Source organism: Paenibacillus sp. NPDC058174, assembly GCF_042883865.1.
In the GTDB taxonomy this organism is placed as follows: domain Bacteria; phylum Bacillota; class Bacilli; order Paenibacillales; family Paenibacillaceae; genus Pristimantibacillus.
Genome location: NZ_JBHVUY010000004.1, coordinates 426536 through 445174 on the forward strand (window position 1 = coordinate 426536; position 18639 = coordinate 445174).

11 protein-coding genes and 1 pseudogene are annotated in these 18639 nt (G+C 47.8%); 7 read left to right on the plus strand and 5 right to left on the minus strand.

The window, feature by feature from the left end; all coding sequences use genetic code 11:
- Nucleotides 1-107 precede the first annotated feature (107 nt).
- The 3 genes from ACFVVF_RS21120 to ACFVVF_RS21130 all read left to right on the plus strand — a co-directional run bounded on the left by ACFVVF_RS21120 (nt 108) and on the right by ACFVVF_RS21130 (nt 2923).
- Entirely contained in the window at nt 108-626 is a 519-nt protein-coding gene (locus tag ACFVVF_RS21120; protein ID WP_387813924.1) for an RNA polymerase sigma factor, read from the plus strand.
- Nucleotides 619-1485: a hypothetical protein gene (locus ACFVVF_RS21125; protein ID WP_387813926.1), complete on the plus strand. Its 867-nt coding sequence runs from the start codon at nt 619-621 to the stop codon at nt 1483-1485. Before ACFVVF_RS21120 ends, ACFVVF_RS21125 begins: the two co-directional genes overlap by 8 nt.
- A 241-nt stretch (nt 1486-1726) precedes the next feature.
- Nucleotides 1727-2923, plus strand: coding sequence for a TolB-like translocation protein (locus ACFVVF_RS21130; RefSeq protein WP_387813928.1), 1197 nt, complete (start codon nt 1727-1729; stop codon nt 2921-2923).
- Nucleotides 2924-3461: 538 nt separating this feature from the next.
- Here the strand turns inward: ACFVVF_RS21130 and ACFVVF_RS21135 are convergent.
- Nucleotides 3462-4181, minus strand: coding sequence for a 3-ketoacyl-ACP reductase (locus ACFVVF_RS21135; RefSeq protein WP_387813930.1), 720 nt, complete (start codon nt 4179-4181; stop codon nt 3462-3464).
- Between the two features lie 97 nt (nt 4182-4278).
- The gene (locus tag ACFVVF_RS21140; RefSeq protein WP_387813932.1) at nt 4279-6210 is read right to left on the minus strand and encodes an AraC family transcriptional regulator; all 1932 of its coding nucleotides are present in this window, start codon (nt 6208-6210) and stop codon (nt 4279-4281) included.
- 76 nt (nt 6211-6286) lie between these two features.
- Between ACFVVF_RS21140 and ACFVVF_RS21145 the strand changes: the two are divergent.
- Nucleotides 6287-6451 (plus strand): annotated as a pseudogene (locus tag ACFVVF_RS21145) (nitrilotriacetate monooxygenase); the annotation flags it as partial.
- 58 nt (nt 6452-6509) lie between these two features.
- Here ACFVVF_RS21145 and ACFVVF_RS21150 read toward each other — a convergent pair.
- A complete protein-coding gene (locus ACFVVF_RS21150; RefSeq protein WP_387813934.1) occupies nt 6510-9980 on the minus strand; it encodes a discoidin domain-containing protein in 3471 nt (1156 codons plus the stop codon).
- Nucleotides 9981-10406: 426 nt separating this feature from the next.
- Between ACFVVF_RS21150 and ACFVVF_RS21155 the strand changes: the two genes are divergently transcribed.
- Nucleotides 10407-10856: a HEAT repeat domain-containing protein gene (locus ACFVVF_RS21155; protein ID WP_387813936.1), complete on the plus strand. Its 450-nt coding sequence runs from the start codon at nt 10407-10409 to the stop codon at nt 10854-10856.
- A gap of 68 nt (nt 10857-10924) precedes the next feature.
- On the opposite strand, the gene ACFVVF_RS21160 is transcribed toward ACFVVF_RS21155, so the two are convergent.
- Both ACFVVF_RS21160 and ACFVVF_RS21165 read right to left on the minus strand, forming a co-directional pair.
- Entirely contained in the window at nt 10925-11917 is a 993-nt protein-coding gene (locus ACFVVF_RS21160) for an ABC transporter substrate-binding protein (protein ID WP_387813938.1), read from the minus strand.
- A gap of 124 nt (nt 11918-12041) precedes the next feature.
- Nucleotides 12042-13679 carry a helix-turn-helix domain-containing protein gene (locus tag ACFVVF_RS21165; protein WP_387813940.1) on the minus strand — a complete coding sequence of 546 codons (1638 nt, stop codon included), beginning with the start codon at nt 13677-13679 and terminating at the stop codon, nt 12042-12044.
- Between the two features lie 170 nt (nt 13680-13849).
- Between ACFVVF_RS21165 and ACFVVF_RS21170 the strand changes: the two genes are divergently transcribed.
- On the plus strand, nt 13850-14605 hold the full coding sequence (locus tag ACFVVF_RS21170; RefSeq protein ID WP_387813942.1) for a peptidase MA family metallohydrolase: 756 nt from the start codon (nt 13850-13852) through the stop codon (nt 14603-14605).
- Between the two features lie 165 nt (nt 14606-14770).
- Nucleotides 14771-18337, plus strand: a complete 3567-nt coding sequence (locus ACFVVF_RS21175; protein WP_387813944.1) for an S-layer homology domain-containing protein — start codon at nt 14771-14773, stop codon at nt 18335-18337.
- The last annotated feature ends 302 nt before the right edge of the window (nt 18338-18639 follow it).

Here is an 18639-nt window from a genome sequence, read left to right on the forward strand (position 1 = left end):
AACCAGCTTTCTGGGGGAATATTTAGGGTTAAGAAAACCATTTGCTCCCTTTTATCGTGTTATGAAGGAAAGGGGGGAGAAGGCAGGTGATAGTGTCCTTGATATTCATGCAAAAACGATCTGAAGATAAGAAGTTAACCACGCAAGCAGACCATACAATTAATGCCGTATACGATCGTCACGTTAATGTCGTGTATCGGGTATGCTTCTCGCTTATGGGGAACAAACAGGACGCGGAGGATGCGGTCCAATCTGTTTTTATAAAGCTGATGGAGAACGGCAAGTTATTTGCTGATACCGAACATGAGAAAGCATGGTTAATTGTTACTGCACAGAATCATTGTCGTGATTTGCTGCGTAAATGGTGGAGGAAAAAAGTCGTTGATCTAGATGCTTATTCAATTGAACAGACAGGCTTGGACACAGCTTTAAGTCACGATCTGGCAGACAAACTTCGTAAGCTTCCTTCTACATACAGGTTAATTTTGTATCTTCATTATTACGAAGGTTACAAGGTAGCTGAGATTGCTAACATGCTGAAGCTGAATATTATCACGGTGAAAACGCAGATGAGAAATGGGAGAAAGCGACTCAAATTGGAGATAGGAGATGATCTGTATGAATAGAGAGGAGTTAGGTTCATTATTTGAAAGTATGACGCCTGATGAGGAACAAAAGGAGAGAATGAAGACGCATATTTTGAATGGGAAGCAGCCGGTAGTGCAAGCGAAGCTCCCAAGAAGGCGGCGCATAAGATGGGCGTTATCAGCCGTCTGTATTATATGGATTGCAATAGTCATTTTTATAAGTATTCCCTTTGGAGGAGGAGCTACGGTCTATGCCATTAACGTGAAAATCGGGGCAGACGGGCCTGTGTTCAAATTGCTGGATAATGAGAACAAGTCTGGCGAGGACGCCACAACGGTAAGCTACGTCGATGCCCGGCCTGGCCTGGAATTTTATATCGATGGCAAGGATATTGCAAAAATTGAATTGTCTGCTAAGAATGAGTACCTTTACGCTGTAGACTGGACGAAGACGCAGCATGAGAAGTATTGGAATATCGAATATTATCAGAAATTCGATGAAGAGCGGCAAGTTTCGATAGCGGATTTCGGTCTTCTGTATGATAAGAAGATGACGATGACTTTTGACGATACATTCACAGACTACGGGGACATTTGGTACCGCTGGACTGCATGGAATATGCACAAATGGGCCGTACAAGATAACTACTCGCATTTTCTGGGAGTGGGACAAGAGCCAGCAGATCTGAGTGTAGAAGAAAAAACGGAGCTGGCTGCCGGTAATGATGGTATCGGGCATATTCAGTTGGAAGGTTATCCAGAGAAGCTTAGGGAGGATGAGATTACAATCATCATCACAGACCGGCAGGGCAATCAGACCAAGAAGGTCATCAAGGTCAAAGTCAGCAACAATGACAAGCGGCAAACGGTCGTTACGGCTAGTTTGGTGGGGAAATAAGTGTTAGGGCGTGCAACATCTATGCATTCCAAGCGTCTACGATTATGTAAGTATTTGTTAATCGATGGGGTGAGGATGCTTGATAAATAAATTACTGAAGGCAGCATTCATCATAGTGCTTGCAGGTACAATAATTTCTTGTAAGGACAATTCGTATCCGCCGGAACAGCAACCGGTACCTTACGCCACGTCTTCTGTTGTTCCTTTAGCTGCTCCAGAAGAAAGGGCGGAATCGGATGCAGTGACAGATGCCTTTCTGCAACGCAACTATGCTAATGCAGTAAAGCTTCCTTCAGATGAATACGACTATGAGAATATGATTGCTGTCAGCCCAGAAGAAGTTGTATTGTTGGCGAGTAGCCGCACTTCGGAGTCCGCAAAGCTTATCCGTATGAATATGCAATCCGGCTTGTCGACCGTTGTATGGGAAAGCGGCGGGGAATCAATAAACAAGTATAGTTTGCGTTTGGTTAATGAACATGTGGAATGGGATACCTATGATGCTGAACAATCGGTGAATCGAACATACAAGCTGGCGAGTGGTGTAATTGAATCACAGGCTGGCACCCGCTATGCAAGTCCGGATGGCCAATGGGCGGTCAGCTATAGTGGTGATAACATCGGGAGCCTTATTACGCCTACAGGAGCAATCGAGCAGTGGAGAACTGGAGCGAAGGATTCCCAGCCTCTATGGCTGCCAGATTCCTCGGGTTTTGTTTATTTACATGATACGGGAGAACAAATTGGCGATGGAGCTGGCCCTTATTATGAGCTTGCCCTTTACGATGTCGCTTCCGGTAAATCCAGCATTTTGCCTTTTGCCAAAGCATACTGGGGAACAATCGAGTGGCTGGAGCCTGGCGTATCTCTTGTAGCGCATAACGGCTTTGACGATGTTGTCGCTTTGAAAATTGTAAATTTAGAAAGCGGCAAGGAGCGGCAAATCGTCAATTCTTACGAATATGAATATTTGAACAGCTTTGTCGAGCCAGTATCCAGACGGCTATTCGTTAGCAATGAAGGAAAGTTCAGCTTGTATGGCTCGGAGGGTCAGGTTATATCCGAGGTTGCATGGCCTGCCGATCTGGATGAGTACTCACGTTTGAATAAGGAAACATCAGACCGTTCAACGGAAAGAATTCACTATTATACAGGTGAAAAGGGGAGCGGCCGGTTTGGTCCCTCGCAAATTCAGCCCTCTCCGGACGGCAGTCAGCTAGCCTATTTGCTTGGCGCGATAGGAGAAAGTGTGGATGACCTCGTCACAGGGACTAGAATCGCTACAGCTAATGATGATGGAAATGGTACGAAGCTGTTGACGGAGGATTATATGTACATCAGTCTGTGCCGATGGTCGCCTGACAGCTCTCGTCTCTTCGTGCTCTTCTCACTGCCATCAGATCGGAAGCAATTGTATATTGGCGTTATCGATCTTTGAGTGTGTGTGAGGGAAGGAGCATCGAATATGAAAATGAAAGCGGCCGAGATAACTTCATTGCTATTATTGTTACTTAATTTGTTGATGATTTATCTGGTTGACGTTTTTACAATGGAATTGGCCCCGGCCAAAGCAATTTCCGGCAATGGAAATCCGGGGTTAATATTATGGTATATTGAGATACCGCTTTTCTTATTTTTCATTTATTCGATAATCTATATTGGTTACACAAGAAGCTTGTTAAAAGTTAGAGGCGTCACGTATCTCTTCACCTTGTTTTGCTTGCTGCTAATATTTATCTATTTACAATTTAACTACGCAATCAGCGTTTATAAAATGATCGATGGCCGTTTAGAGGGCTATGGCTTAATTAATCAATATACGAATACAGTATTTATAAACGTTTATACGTTTTTAATCGGGACATTATTAGTCTTAATCATGCAATTTATTGTTCAAAAGCTTCTTAGCAAATAAAGAGCTGCAATGGCAATCTATAAAAGAAATCCCCTCCATCACAACCGGAGGGGATTTCATCTTATTGCGGGTTTGTCGTCCAAATGCCCGCTGTTTTAATAAACACGCGCTCTGGCAGCTTAAGCGCTGCGATAATCAGCTCCGCCACATCCTCGGATTGCATCATGCGATCCTCATCGCCAATTTTCAGCCCGGCCTGCGCGGCAAGATCCGTATTCACTGTGCTTGGTGTAAGAGCAGTCACACGGATATTGAATTTACGAACCTCTTGGAGAAGAGATTCGGTTAATCCCATAATGGCAAACTTAGAGGCAACGTAGGCGGAGCCTGTAGCGAAACCTCGCTCGCCCGCTGTGGAAGCAATGTTAATGATACTGCCGCTTTTCTTCTCGATCATCGTCGGAAGCGCTGCACGGGTCACGTAATAGGTGCCCATCAGGTTGGTTTGAATGATTTGCTCCCACTGTCCAGGCTCCATATCGAGAAGTGTCTGGAATTGAGCAATTCCGGCGTTGTTAATTAGAATATCAATGGAGCCAAGGTGACCGATAAGCTGGGACACAGCTGCATTTACTTCCTCTATATGGCCAACATCAGCAGTTGCAATGTGGACTTGAACGCCATACTCCTGTACAAGCTCAGCTTGAAGGATCTCTAGATCTTTAGCTGTTCTTGCGATTAGTCCAAGGTGCACGCCTTCCTTCGCAAGAGCTATGGCAGTTGCTTTGCCGATTCCCTTGCCCGCCCCGGTAATGATGGCTGTTTTATGTTGCAGATTCATGAAAATCTCTCCTTCCGCTGTTGCCTTGCATTCGTTCACGTTTCAGTATGATGGATGTCCGAATGCAAAGCAAGCCGCGTGCAGAGCAGGCAAATCCTTATTTCTTAATTCCGTCCAGCCACGCTGCCAGCTCTTCCGTCTGAGCAAGGATAGCGATCGGGTCCCAATACCAGGAGCGGTCAGAGGTCCATGTAAACACGCGGTCGTTTTTCACAGCCTCCAGCGAACTCCAGATTGGATCTGCCTTGATATCCTCAATCTTTCGATCGGTTGTCAGAATAATATAATCGCCTGCGTATTTCGGCAAAGCTTCACTGGAGAGCGAGGCCCAGCCTGGATCAATCATCTCTTGTGCGACAGCAGCGGGCGGCTTAAAGCCAAATCCTTCATAGATCGGTTGGCCTCCTTTGCCGTAGCTGGCGCCTACTGCGGATACTTCCTTGCCTATCCATTCTAGTATGGAGAAGGTGCTGCCAGCCGGAACGGCTTGAACAGCTTTTTCCTTCGCTGCTGCAATGCGCTGGTCATAATCAGCGAGCCATTGCTGCGCCTCTTGTTCTTTGCCAAGCAGCTTACCGAAATAATCCAGCTCTTCATGCACTGTTTTTAAGGATGCAAAAGGAACAACAACGGTTGGTGCAATTTTGGACAATTGCTCGTTCAGCTCGATATAGGTGTCATCCATAATAATCAAATCCGGCGCTAGCTCCAAGATTTTCTCCAGATCACCATTTCCCTCTCCTAAATCCGTGACATCTTTACCTTCCAGTGCCTCTTTGAAATAAGGATTCTGAATATGATGGCTGGATGTTCCGACAGGAATAACGCCAAGAGCAATTAAGCTCCCCAAATATTCTCCAGCCACTACACGTTTGGGATGAAGGGGAACCTCTACTTCCCCGAGGACGGTCGATACGGTTTTGGTTTGAGGCTGTTCATTAGCAGCGGGGGCTGTCTCCGAAGCTGATGGCGCAGGCTGCGTCTCCGCTGTATTTCCCGCACCGCAAGCGCTCAACAATAGCATGAAGCTGAAAAGCAAAGCCGCCAGCGGCGGTCTGGAATCTTTAAACATCGTTAATTCTTCCTCTCCACTACATTGATAATCATTATCACCGACATCAGTATAGCGGAGCGGTTCGAGTGAGACAATGGAGGATCTCATGCTCGTGGAAGGACTATCTTCTAAGGTGTGCTGAGCCAAGTGTTCCATCCGGTAGCGTGTGGGCGATACTCCTTTATGCTTCTTGAACATCCTTCCCAGGTAAAAAGGGTCTTGATAGCCGACAGCGATTGCAATTTCTCTTAAATTGGCATCGGTTTCGATTAGCAGCACAGCCGCCTTATTCATCCGTATTTTAATCAAATAATCGATGGGACTGAGGCCTGTCCGGCTTTTGAAATAGGAGGATAGGTGGGCAACGCTGTAGTTCAGGCTTTCGGAGAGAGATTCCAAAGTGATCGCTTCCGCATAACGCTCATGAATAATAGCAATAATCTGGGCGGCTAAATCACGCTTTTCCGGCTTAAGGCCTTGTTCCTGCATCTGATTCAAGAGCTCATGGACAAAAGTATGAAACAACGCTTTTACATGTAATCTATTAAGAGAGCCTGTCTGATCCCATTTCTTGTGCATCTCTGTCAAGCTGTGATACAAGGGGCCAGGCAAAGCAGGGGAGAAGCCAAACTGGATATGAAACGGGCGGACTCGCTCTGCCAGATCAATCAAGCTCTGCCGTGCAGGGGGCGGTGTGCTTCCTTTATAGTAGACGGCATAGTATTCCAGTCCTTCTTCATTAGCACGAATATCCAGCACGGTGCCTTTGCCGGCATGAAACACTTTGAAGCGCCGGCATTGGTAGGCCGTTCCGTCCAGCAGGATCTGCGCATTTCCACGGATAGACAGCATAAAGAGGCTGGCAGGTATGACGTAGCTGCACTGGCTTTCATGGGAATGCAAGGTGATGCGGCGAACGTCTATGATTTTGCAATTAGCGTGCTCCCATAGGCTGATATGATCGTAAATATTCATTGCCTGCCACCTGCCTTTTTTGCTGCATTAATAACTCTTATTATAGAAGATACCTATTCTCTGTGAAAAGCAGGGCGGGTTTAATCTGATGCCGCCGCTGTTACCGGGCGGTTTGGATGAGTTTGTGGACGAAGTTGTGCCTGAATTACAGAAAAGGGGGCTGTTCCGAACCCAGTACAGCGGAACCACCCTCCGCGATCACTTGGGGCTAAGCCGTCCTTTACCGGCTTACCGGATATAGAAAGAAAAACGGCTTGCTCGACTAACGAGCAGGCCGTTTCTCTGTTTACTGCTTAGGCTTACCAGTTGTTCCCCGAAACCCGGTTAACCGTGAAGTTCGGGCTGCCGCTTTCGCCATAAATGGCGGCAACGCCAGGGTTGTTGATTTTCACATTCGTAAAGCTTGCAGAACCGCGAGCTGGTCCTTGACCGCTCTCTGCGCTGACGACGAGCTTAATGCCGTAGCGGGTCGGATTGTTGATGTTGACGTTCTCTACGCGAACGTTTTGCATCGACAGGTTTTCCGGCGATTTGGTTTGGAACATCAAGCCAAAGTAGACAGGGTTGTTAATGTCCACGTTTTTAACCAGAATGTTCTTGAACGTTCTGTCGCCTCCGAAGAACCAGATTGCGCCGAAGTTTTGGTATTCATTGATTTTGTCGTCTGCACCGACGCTGGTCCAGAAGTCTCCGCCAGTCCGGTCCAGCGTCACGCCGTCAATGACGGTATCCTTATCGCCGAAGCCTAATGTGTTATAGCCAAAGCTCAAGCTGCTGATTGTGATGCCCGGATAAGTCAGCGTATCTGCTCCGTACAGGTTTTGGTACAGGTTATCGGAACCGCCGTATACGGCAAAAGCGGCTGCACGTCTGACGTTGGTAGCCGTCAGGTTGGTAAATTTATTGCCGACGTTGTATGAACCGCCAGAATCGATGGCGCTGAACAAGGCGAAGGCATCATCTCCGGCACCTCTGGAGTAGTTGTTGTCAATGACGTTGTAGGAAGAGCCGTTCGTCATGTTGATACCGTCTGCAAACGTATTTTTAATCCGGTTGTCTTTGAACGTGTTGTAGGAGGAGTTAACACCCCAGTACAAGCAGATGAAGTGCTCGACCCAAACGTTCTGAACCGTTACATTTTGCATGCCGTTGCCGTCAATGAATTTGCCAGGTCCGTCAACACGGTATACATAGTTGCCCCATGCGGACAGATCTTTGATTGTGGAGCCGTTAGCGGCCGAGCTAATGTTGAAGCCTACATCGGTATTGCTTTGATTTTGCGGCGCTACCAGCTTGGTGTGCCATGGGCCGGCGCCAATAATTTCGGTTGCACGGCCATAGAGGAAGATTTTGTTGTTAATCGTCCACTCACCGGCAGGGATGAAGATCCCTTTTTTCGTTGAATCCTGTCTGAATTCATTCAGCGCTTGCTCGATCGATTTTGTTGCGGAAACTTGAACATATTTGCTAGGATCCGGATTCGATGCGGCAGGAGCAACATTTTCCGTCTCGATCATATCGACATAGATCCAAGGCACGTCTCCAGCGTCCTTCTGGATTTTGATCTTCGTTCCAGCAGGGTAGACCTGGTCGAGCAGCAGCTGGGAATCTTCATACAACCAGTAAGCAGTAAGCCCGGCTCCCGGCGAGTTGTCATAGCCCAGACGGCCAAGCGTGCTCGGCGTAGCATATACATAAGAGAATTTCGATGTTACGTTGAATTTGCCTTTGCTAACTCCGTTAGCATAGATGCTGATCGTTCCCGACGTATTGTCAGCGATCGCATTCCGAAGTACAAATGCGTTGGCTGCGGACGTGAGCGTAAACTCTACATATTGGCCTGTGGCATCCAATTTGACGGCGGAACGTCCGGAAGCTTCACCTGCAAAGTCGCCAGGCTTGAAGTTAGGAGCAAGCTTCGTACCGTTTGTCGTATTGGAGGACGACTCGGCTTCGATAACCGTGAACGGCATGTTAGCACCGCGGCCGGAGTACAAGCTAGTTGTGCTCGTATTGTTCGCTTGCTTGATGACCACTTCGTTGGCGTCAGCCGCAACGCTTGTTGTCACCGTGTAGCTGCCATTAACGGCCGTCCACGTTCCAAGTACAACATTGGCGGAAGCGCCAACGGCAAGAGAGCCGTTATACGAACCGTTCAGCGTTGTGATCGTTGCACCAGCGGCATTTTTTAGAACGAGCGTGATCGGATGAGCGCCGCCCGCAGATGCGATATTTCCATCGTTTTTAAGATTGACGGTAAAGGTAACAGTATTGCCTGCACTTGGATTGCTTGGATTCCAAGAAGCAGTAGCAATCAAGTCAGAGCTGGATACCGCAGCTACAGTAAGCGGTGTTGTGCTGGTGTAGCTGTTGTTGTTCTCATTTTGCTCAATGACCACATTGCTTTCGTCCACTTTCGCGCTTACTGTGTACGTAGCCGCATTTTTAGGGCCGACATTAAGCGATACGTTGGACGTTGCGCCAGCAGCCAGTGCGCCTACCGGAACCGAACCGGCAAGCTGAGTGCCGAGGTAGAAATTAACGGTCGTTGCGCCGGAGTTTGCCGTACCAATGTTGGCTACAGTTGCATTCAGCGTAATCGGATCCGTCTCGATCGGAGAAGCCGGTGTCCAGGACAAGCCTGTAATTGTCAAATCCGGATTCGGAGCTGGAGTTCCGAAGATTTGGAATTCGGCAACTTGGCCTGCAGGAGCACCGGAATTTGCCGTAATATTCAGTCTTACTTGTCTAACGGTTGCCGACACCGGAATCGTTACCGAGTTGCCGGTCGCTGGATTAAATGTATACGATTGAGCAGAAACGATGTTATTGAAGGTGGATGAGCTTTGATCGCTGCCCAGCACTTGAATCGTTTGTGTGCGTGTGCTCCAATCATTCCCCGGATTCAGCTTCAGAACGATTGAAGTCAGGTTGTGATTAGCACCCAAATCGACAGTCAGCGTGCTTGGATTGCTTCCGCCTTCCCAGTATGTAGCCGTGTTGTTGTCATTAGCATTAGTGGCTACGAATGTGAAGGTAGAGGAGGAAGCGGTAATGGCTTTGCCAATTGCCAGATTGCTGCCAGTTGGAGGCGTAGGTGTCACAGTAGGCGTAGGTGTTGGTGTAGCTGATGGTGTAGGCGTAGGCGTAGGTGTAGGTGTTGGAGTAGGCGTTGGTGTAGGTGTAGGTGTTGGTGTTGGTGTTGGTGTTGCTGATGGTGTAGGCGTAGGTGTTACTGTAGCGCCGTAGATTTCAAATTCGGAAATCTGCCCGGCCGGCCAGCCTGTGTTAGCTGTAAAGTTAAGACGAACATAACGGGTATTCGTGGCGGCGAAATTAATCGTGACCGAGTTGCTGCTGATCGACGGGTTAAATACGTAGCCTGCAGAGCCTACAATATCGGAGAACGTCGAGCCGTTGGTGCTGCCTTGTACGGATAATGTTTGTGTACGTGTTGCCCAACTCGAGCTGGCAGGAAGCTTCAGCACGATTTGATCAATGCTTGTGTTGGCGCCAAGATCAATTTGAAGCCACTGCGGAAAAGCGTTGTTCGGACTTTCCCAATAGGTGCCCTGATTGCCGTCATTTACATTGCTGGCTACATAGACATCTGCGTGTCCGCTGGCTGTTGCCGTTTTGCCTGCTGCCAGGTTGGGGCCGCCTGCCGCAGAAGAATGCGTAGGATACAGTGTGAGCTGCGAAAGCAGGATCAGTGCAGCTAGAGACCAAATAACGATTGGATTGCGTTTGGAATGCCTCATTAAAAACATAACCATCCTCCTAATCATTGTTTTAACCAAGAATTAATGCGCTTACATTATTAAGCAAGGCTGGCCCATGGTGTTTTTTTTCAATCGCCTCCTTTTCTTTAAAGGGTAACAGTCTCATTCAATCGATATTTGCCTTCAATCGACCTGCACAATGCAACAAAACCAATATTTAGCAAATATTGGTTTACGAAATCATGCGTCAACATGGCGCCATCATGCAGTTTTGAACGGACTTATGAACTCAGTATAAAACGCTTACATTTTTACCTAAAGATGTAATGCTACGATGATTATGTGTATTATTATGGATGGGCAGAATTACGATCACATGCGAAGTTTGGACAGGTTCATGTTATAATAGAGCCCATCAGTGCGAAATTCAATTCATCATTTGCCGGGCGCGGCAATGATTAAGGAGATTAAAAGTTGAGTAACCATAATGTTGAAGATGTTAACGAACAAGCAAATGTTTTTGAAGAGCTGAAAAAAGCAGTCAACCGCAAAGCAAGCTGGCGCGACCGGTTGAATGCCGTAAATGAGCTGGGTCAATTGGATACCGATCCGGCTATTAAGCTGCTGCAGCATGCGTTGTCCGGCGATCCTGTATTTCAAGTACGGGAGGCTGCATACCGCAATCTGAAGAAGCTCGGCGAGCCTGTACAAATGCCTGCCAAAACGAAAGGCGAGTTGTTCAAAGGGACAAACAAGATTTTGCTGCGGATTAAGAAAAGCTTGCCGGAGGGTCACACCTTCGAGGAGTTTAAGGAAAAGCTGCAAAAGACGCGTTCCGATATTTACGATACGTATGAAGGCGACAAGGGCGACGAATTTAATGGCTGGCTGAAAGCGATTTGGGAAGCGCCGTCTAGAAAATAGCATAAGAGGTTGACAACAAAGGGAGCACAGTATGGATCTGTGCTCCCTTTGTCATACACTGCTTCAATTTACTTCTTGCTTTCAAATGCTTTCACAATATCGTCAATGGCATACGTATCCGCTAATGGAGACATGCCTAGACTAAACCATTCCTTGCCTCCTACGACGTACACATGGTCGTTCTTAACCGCCGTCATGTTTTTCCATAAGGAGCTATTCACCATTTCTTTGTATCGGTTTTGAACTGCTTCGCTTGATTCATCATCCAACTGCAGGATCAAATGATCCGGGTTGTACTCGGGTATTTTCTCCAATGAAATCGAAAGGCTAAGCTCGGTTTGCGGAAAATCTTCTATCGGCTGCAAACCTAACGATTTGTGGATGAAGATGCCGCGGTCGCTATTCACTCCATAAATAACAATTTCCTTATCCATAACCATCATATATAAGACGGTCTCGTCTCCAATAATGGAGCGGAGCTTGGCCTTTGCTTCTTTTTCCTTCGTCTGCAAATCTTGAATGACTAGTTCAGCCTGATCTTGTTTGCCGAGAACCTCACTAATATCCTTAAGCTCATCACGCCAATTATCCCGCTGCGGCAATAGCACGGTTGGTGCGATTTTGGACAGCTGGTCGTAATCTTTATCGGCCCACCAAGTAGGGGCAATAATAAGATCCGGCTGAGAGTCCAGAATCGCTTCGAAATCTGGTGTTTGAGCAATTCCCATCTTTAACGTATCTTTAAAGGCTTCCTGCAAGTAGGAGGGGAAATCGTCATGATAATTTTGTACAGCTACAGGTGTTACGCCAAGCGCGTATAAGAACTCAGGGTAAACGACGGATAGTCCAATGACCCTTTGAGGGTCCGCCGGAATGGTGATATCTCCCTTTAGACTTGAAAAGACGCGTTCTTCTTTTTCTGCAGCCCCGGCATTTGTAGCTGTTCCGCCGGCGTTCTCCTTTGCGGCATTAGGTTCTGTATTATTAGCAGCGCAAGCAGTGCTTAGCATGACTAACAGTACGATCACGGTACTTCTAATCCAGCTTCTGTTACGTTTCATTCCCAGGTGCTCCTCCTGAAATAACAATTTAATAATGACTAATACATATATTGATAATCATTATCACATACGAGGAGTATAGTTGAATTCGCCAATTTGGAATATAGACGATAGAGACAATTTTTTATGCACGATACCGCCATAGCTTCAACACTTCATCGAGCAGAAGCTCATGCGTAAAAGCTGTATACTCCACCCAAGGATACGCAGGAAGGATGTCAATCCGATCATTAATAACGGCCTTTAGACCGCGCCAAATCTCGGAATTCAGCAGTGTTCGCCAACTGGACTGCGAGAGGGCATCCTCACCCACAATCAGCAGGAGCCGATCAGCCTCAAATTCGGGCAATTGATTCAAGCGCACCTCTTGAGCAGCATTCATGCGATCAATTCCAACAGCGGGCCTGACCCGTAAATCTTCATAAATAACGGCGCCTAAGCTTCTGTCTCCCAGAACCTGAAACTGAACTCCGGAAATTTGCAGTATGAGCAGCCGTTCGTTCTTCAATGTTTGTTTCACTTCTTCTCTTACAAAAAGCGCTTTTCGCTCGTAACTGTCGAGCCATGCTTCTGCTGCAGCTGATTTATCCAAAAACTTAGCGATGAGGCGCAGATGATCTCGCCAATTATGCTCCAGCCAAGGTACAAAAAACGAAGGTGCAATTTCCTGAAGACGGGTTTGCTCCTCAGCAGACACAAAGATATCGACACCGATTATAAAATCAGGTTTAGCCAGCTGAAGCTGTTCGCGTCTCTCTGTTTCATCAGCACTTAGCGCCACCACTGTATCCGATTGATATTTTCTTTTGTAATAATCCGTCCAGGGATGATCGGCAGGTGCAGCGCAAGGCGTAATTTGAAGAGCAATCAGTTGTCCAATGCTGGGAAAATGATAGGCAGCGATTTTTTGTCTGCTGTTTCTCATAAACGTTGCCGGGGGGACACCCGTAATTTGTTTAAATTTACGCCGGAAATAAATGTCGTCTTGATATCCGACATGCCTTGCAATATCCTGAAGGCGATTAGGGCCGCCCGTACGCATTAACCGCTGGGCTTCCTTAATCCGGTACATGGCTAAATAATCAATGGCCCCGCAGCCATACGTTTTTTTGAATAGACGCATGAAATGCCGCGAGCTTATTCCCGCTACTTTGGCCAAATGCTCAATCGTCAATTCTTGACGGTAGTGCTGCTCAATATAGGATTTAATGTGATCCAGCGAGGCTTCAGCATCGTTATCATATTCACGCAAGAACTCTTGCAGAATGGTATGCAGCAGCTCATGAAACGAGATTTGAGTACCGAATCGCTTTAATGGATCTTCATCTTGAAAGCTGTGGAAGATGTTCTCGCATAATGCGTTAACGGATACCGGGGAGGCAAGAATGACTTCTCCCTGAACCGGAAAAAGGCCTTTTCGGTTGATAGTTGTTGTGGCGTCAGCGGTTGATTGGCTTTCTTCCAATACATCGAAACGCATCATGTATAATCCGCGTTCATCCAATGAATAGGCGGCGGCTTCAATGAGCTGACCCGGCCTGCATAGGTATACATGGCCTTGCCGCAATTCAGTAAACTCTCCGTCAATCGTCAGCCAGCCCTGACCGCTCGCAACGGCTAGAATAATATGGGATTCGATAAACTGAAGTCTTAATTCCCACTCTTTCGTATGAGGTTCAATGAATTCCATTTCCCGCAGCTTGAATAACATGCTGTCTAGCGAGTGATATTCATTAGATTTAGGTTTATTTCCGTTAGACACGAAGATAGCTCACCGCCTTTAGGTCTGGCTAAGGATCATTTTAGCCCAACATCATTCTCATCGCAATTTCATGACCCGGCAAACTGAAGGAAGGATTATCGTCCTCTTCTGTGAAATTATACTATTTATGTTTAAAGGGTAAATCGCCAAATTTTGATTAGGAGGCTCTTATGAACAGAAGGTGCTGGAGCTTCACGCTTTTTGCTGTACTATTGCTTCTATTAACAGCTTGTGGGAACTCTAATGACCGGAAGGTGCATCTGATCCAGGAAACGGAGCATGGCTTATTCTATAGTCCGGATTCTCAAGAGACTGCCGGGCAGGCCATTTCGGTTCTGGCGGAAGCTTTCGAAGAAAACTATGAGAGAATCTCAGAAATGTTCCAATTCCAAACCTCAGGGAAGACCGTGAACTATGTATACACCGATAAACCAGAGTTTCAGAGCGTAATGGGCCGCGAAACAGAAGGAACCTATGATGCTTCCGATAAAATCATTAAAGTATTTACGCCTTCAAATCTGGCTGAGCCGATCGTTCAGGCCTACTATACAGATCAAATTGTCCATGAATTTGTCCATGCCGTAATTCAGCAGATTAATCCGGATATTGGCCAGGTCAAGTGGCTGGACGAAGGGCTTGCCTATTATGCCTCCAAGCAGCTTGAGCAGGAGCTTCAGCAGAAGCGAACCTTTGGCAGCCTTCCTTCATTGGAGCAATTTGCTGCTCCAGATTATTTTGACCGAGCGGGCGGAGATGCTTATTTCTATAGCGGGATGATGGTTCAATATATAATTGAAGTTTACGGCATAGAGACCATGAACGAAGTGATACGAAATCCGCAGCAAGAACAGATGGAACGGATTTTAGGGCTTTCAATTCCGGAACTATATGAACGGTGGCGAACGGATCTGCTGAACGAAAAGTGACCGGAACGTTACTATTATAAAATAGTTCTATCTTCGACAAAAACCGCGAAGGCTTGATGCTTCGCGGTTTTTTGCTGTTGTTACACCGCTGTCTTTCACTATTCTTTTATTGGGCGCTGCTACAATGAGAGGCGGCGGATTAACCATTTTTGAGAGGAGAACAAGATGAAGAAATTATGTCTATTAGTCGTTCTAATCACTTTCTGTACATCATTTTCACAGACTCCCCGCATCTATGCGCTTGGAGAGAATGATTATACGTACACGATTGCCAACAATGAAGCAACCATAACGAATTTCATTCGAGGAGCCGGTGTCGATATTACGATCCCTGCTACTTTAGGCGGAGTACCAGTAACAGCTATTGGAGAACTGTCCTTTTATATCACCGATCTTACCAGCGTAGTATTACATAACGGGATAAAGTCGATCGGCGATAATGCGTTTGGCTATAACTTTCTTACAAGCCTGAGCCTCCCCGGGAGCGTCACGAGTCTGGGACAAAGGGCTTTCTCCAATAACAAGCTGACAAGCATCTTTATACCGAATAGCATAACGAACATGGAACAGGAGGCTTTTTCGAACAATTTACTGACCAGTATCCGGATTTCGGAAAATCTGACGAGTATCAGCGATTTTGCGTTTAGAGGCAATCAGTTGACGAGCGTTGTAATACCAGCAAATATAACGAGCATCGGCGGTTATACTTTTCGCTATAATCAGCTGTCCAGCGTTGTCTTGATGGGCAAGACCGTCACAATCGAATCTAATTCTTTCAACAACAATCAAGCCGTTGCGGCAGATTTGAAGTTATTCGGTTATGCGGGCTCATCTGTACAAACCTATGCGAGAAATAAAGGATATACATTCGTAGATGGCACCTCACTGTTTGAAGCGATTGCTTCGGCCAAAAAGCTGCTGAAGGATCATAGTCCAGGCCCAATGGCAGGACAAGTGCCGCTCTATGCTCATGTGGCTTTGACGGTTGCGCTTAGCGATGCCAAGGCATTCGTTGAAGCGATCCGGAATACCAGTACGGCTGCCGATCTAAATGGAGCGGGGGCTCTGCTGCAAACCGCTATTCAAACGTTTAATGCGGCAATCATACAACCAGACGTAACGGTACTGCAAGCCGCGTTGACCGACGCCAATCAGGCGCTTGCGAACCACCCGGCAGGCACCGGCGTCGGTGAGACGACGGCTGCGGCGCGTTCGGTCTTGCAGACCGCTATAACAGCGGCGCAGCTTGTTGCCAATAATGCGGGCAGTCATACGCAAGGGCAGATTGATACGGCTGCTGCTGCGTTGCGAGCGGCGATTACTGCTTTTGAAGGCACACTGATCCAAGCGGGAGACGCATCTGATTTGGACGCGGTACTGGGCGACGCGAATCAGATGCTGGCGGATCACCCTGAAGGTACAGGCGTAGGCGAGACTACAGGAGCCGCACGTGCTGCCCTGCAAGCGGCAATTGATACAGCGCAGGCTGTCTCGGATGACGCCGCGCATCAAACACAGGTTCAGCTTGATGCTGCCTCTGCCGTATTGCGATACGCGATAGACGTATTCGAGGATACACTAGTTCAAGCGGGAGATGCCGCAGCATTGGAGGCTTTGCTGCTTGAAGCGATTCAGACGCTAGCGGATCACCCGGAAGGTACGGCCGTAGGCGAGACGACGAGTGCAGCACGCGCCGCGATGCAGACTGCAATTGACGCAGCGCAAGCCATTGCTGACGACGCCGCTAATCAAAGCGAAGCGCAGTTTATTGCCGCTATTGCTGCCTTAAATCAAGCATTGGATCAATTCGAAGCGACATGGGTTCAACTGGTGCTGCAGGCTCCGGCTAACGGACTCTATGGGAAAAGTGCAGCCCTCACGCTTACCGTTCACTATGGATACATGGTGACTGTAAGCGGAACGCCAACGATTCCGCTTATTATCGGCTCCGGCGGCGGAACGACGAAAACCGCTGTATATAACGGACCGCAGGGTGTGCCGTTGAACAAACTTACTTTCGTGTACAGTTTGGAGGAGGGGCTTGAGGATGACATTACCGCTTCCTCTGAGCTTGTGCTTCCGGCCGGTGCAAGCATTACCCGGCTAAATGGTGCGTCAGCCGCAACCGAATATGTTGTACCGGACATGAGCGGGGTCATTATTGCTTCAAAGCCTCCGGTTCTTACTCTGAGTGCGGGCAATGTGAGCAGCTCTGGCGCAGACGTGACGGTTGCAACAAGCGTATCCGGAAGCTTGAAAGGCAATACGCTGTCAGCACTGCTGTGGCTGCCGGGCAGCCGAAGTGCTGCTGAATTTGCAAGAGGTGCAGGAGCAGGGAATGACATTATCGCCTCGGAGAAATTCCATGTTACTTCAAACGGTATTTATACCGTGTATGCCATTGATGTATTAGGTAACGAAGCAGTTCAGGAGATCACTGTGTCCGGTATCGGGACGCCTTCGCCTGGTACTGGCGGGGAAGGTCAAGGACCCGGCGGCTCAGGCGGTGCAGGAAACCCCGGCATGCCTCTGCCGATTACAGCGAAGATCATCATTGGAGGTGTCTTGACGGAGGTGCGTGCAGTGAAGGAAACATCTGCGGATGGTGTGTCTGCGATAAAGCTTTTCCTGACCTCTGAGCAATTGATTCAAGCTTTCTCCAAAGGGCAGCAGCAATCGGTTATTGCAGTTGAGGGATTGGGTTCTGCAGTGAAAATCGATCTGCCAGCCGATTCGCTGCGCGACATAGCCAGCAGACAGCCGAATGCCAGCATTCAAGTTATGCTGGATGGCAACAGCTTGCATATTCCGCTTCAATCTGCTGCAGGCTTGCGGGAAGGCTCCACGTTTACAGTGACGATGGCTCCGCCTTCTGGTAAGGCAAGTGCCGATTTGCAGTCGGCGATCAACAAGCAGGGCTCGGCTGCTGTTCTTCAGCATCCAATTGTCGTTGCACTTGATACAAATGGCCAGACCCTTGCTAACTGGCAAGGTATTTACCTGCAACGGACGATAGAACTGACAGCTAAGCTTGATCCGAACAAAGCAACTGCCGTATGGCTGGATGCCGATAACCGGCTGCATTTTGTACCTTCGGTATTCGAGAGCGATGGGAAAGCAACGATTCAATTGCACCGTGCCGGAACCTATACAATCATTGAATCCAATCGAAGCTTTACAGATTTACAAGGTCACTGGGCTCAGGCAGATGTTGAGCTGCTCGCGAACAAATGGATTGCAGGCGGCTTGCCGGACGGCAGCTTTGCGCCGAATCACACCATTACCCGCGCGGAGTTCGCCGCTCTGCTGGTCAGGGCTCTGGGAGTGCCTGAGACTAGTGCAGGGCTGACATTTGATGATGTAAAAGCTTCCGACTGGTATGCCGGAGCGGTTGGCGCGGCTCAGAAAGCGGGCCTGATAGGCGGGTTTGAGGACGGCTCCTTCCGTCCGAATGCCAACATCACTCGCGAGCAAATGTCTGTAATGATCGCAAGGGCGTTAGCCTATGCGGGAAGCAAGCCCTCAGAAGGAAGCGGTGCAAATGCGCTGAAGTCATTTGTTGATGGCGAAGCTGTTGCAGCTTGGGCTGTCGGCGCAACGGAGCAGCTAGTCGGACTGGGCATCATCCAAGGGATGACGGATACGACCTTCGTTCCCCAAGCTAATGCGTCCAGAGCGCAAAGTGCCGTCATGCTGAAGCGTATGCTGCAATACTTGCACTATATTAATTAATGATGTAAAAGAGCTTCGCCTTTCCTTATAGGAGGGGAAGAGAAGCATGGCTGTCGGGAATATCTCGACAGCTTTTTTTAATTCTGTATGCGACAATACGCTGATTGAGGAAATAAAATCCATACAGCTAAAGGAAAAGCGAGGTAATTTCGCTAAAAGGTAGTTTATCCAGCTAAGACGCCTTCATTTCGATTGGTTTTACTTCCGTGCTTGGCGCTGACTGTACCAAATCGCGAATCAAAATGTAAAAGTGCAGGTTGCCAGCCGCTTTTTCGATGATTTATCGTCTCAAAATGCAAATG

Excerpts from the sequence above, each read along its gene's own strand:
- ACFVVF_RS21120 (WP_387813924.1), top strand. The coding sequence starts at position 108 with ATGCAAAAACGATCTGAAGATAAGAAGTTAACCACGCAAGCAGACCAT.
- ACFVVF_RS21175 (WP_387813944.1), top strand. The coding sequence starts at position 14,771 with ATGAAGAAATTATGTCTATTAGTCGTTCTAATCACTTTCTGTACATCA.
- ACFVVF_RS21135 (WP_387813930.1), bottom strand. The coding sequence starts at position 4,181 with ATGAATCTGCAACATAAAACAGCCATCATTACCGGGGCGGGCAAGGGA.
- ACFVVF_RS21125 (WP_387813926.1), top strand. The coding sequence starts at position 619 with ATGAATAGAGAGGAGTTAGGTTCATTATTTGAAAGTATGACGCCTGAT.
- ACFVVF_RS21150 (WP_387813934.1), bottom strand. The coding sequence starts at position 9,980 with ATGTTTTTAATGAGGCATTCCAAACGCAATCCAATCGTTATTTGGTCT.
- ACFVVF_RS21140 (WP_387813932.1), bottom strand. The coding sequence starts at position 6,210 with ATGAATATTTACGATCATATCAGCCTATGGGAGCACGCTAATTGCAAA.
- ACFVVF_RS21160 (WP_387813938.1), bottom strand. The coding sequence starts at position 11,917 with ATGAAACGTAACAGAAGCTGGATTAGAAGTACCGTGATCGTACTGTTA.
- ACFVVF_RS21170 (WP_387813942.1), top strand. The coding sequence starts at position 13,850 with ATGAACAGAAGGTGCTGGAGCTTCACGCTTTTTGCTGTACTATTGCTT.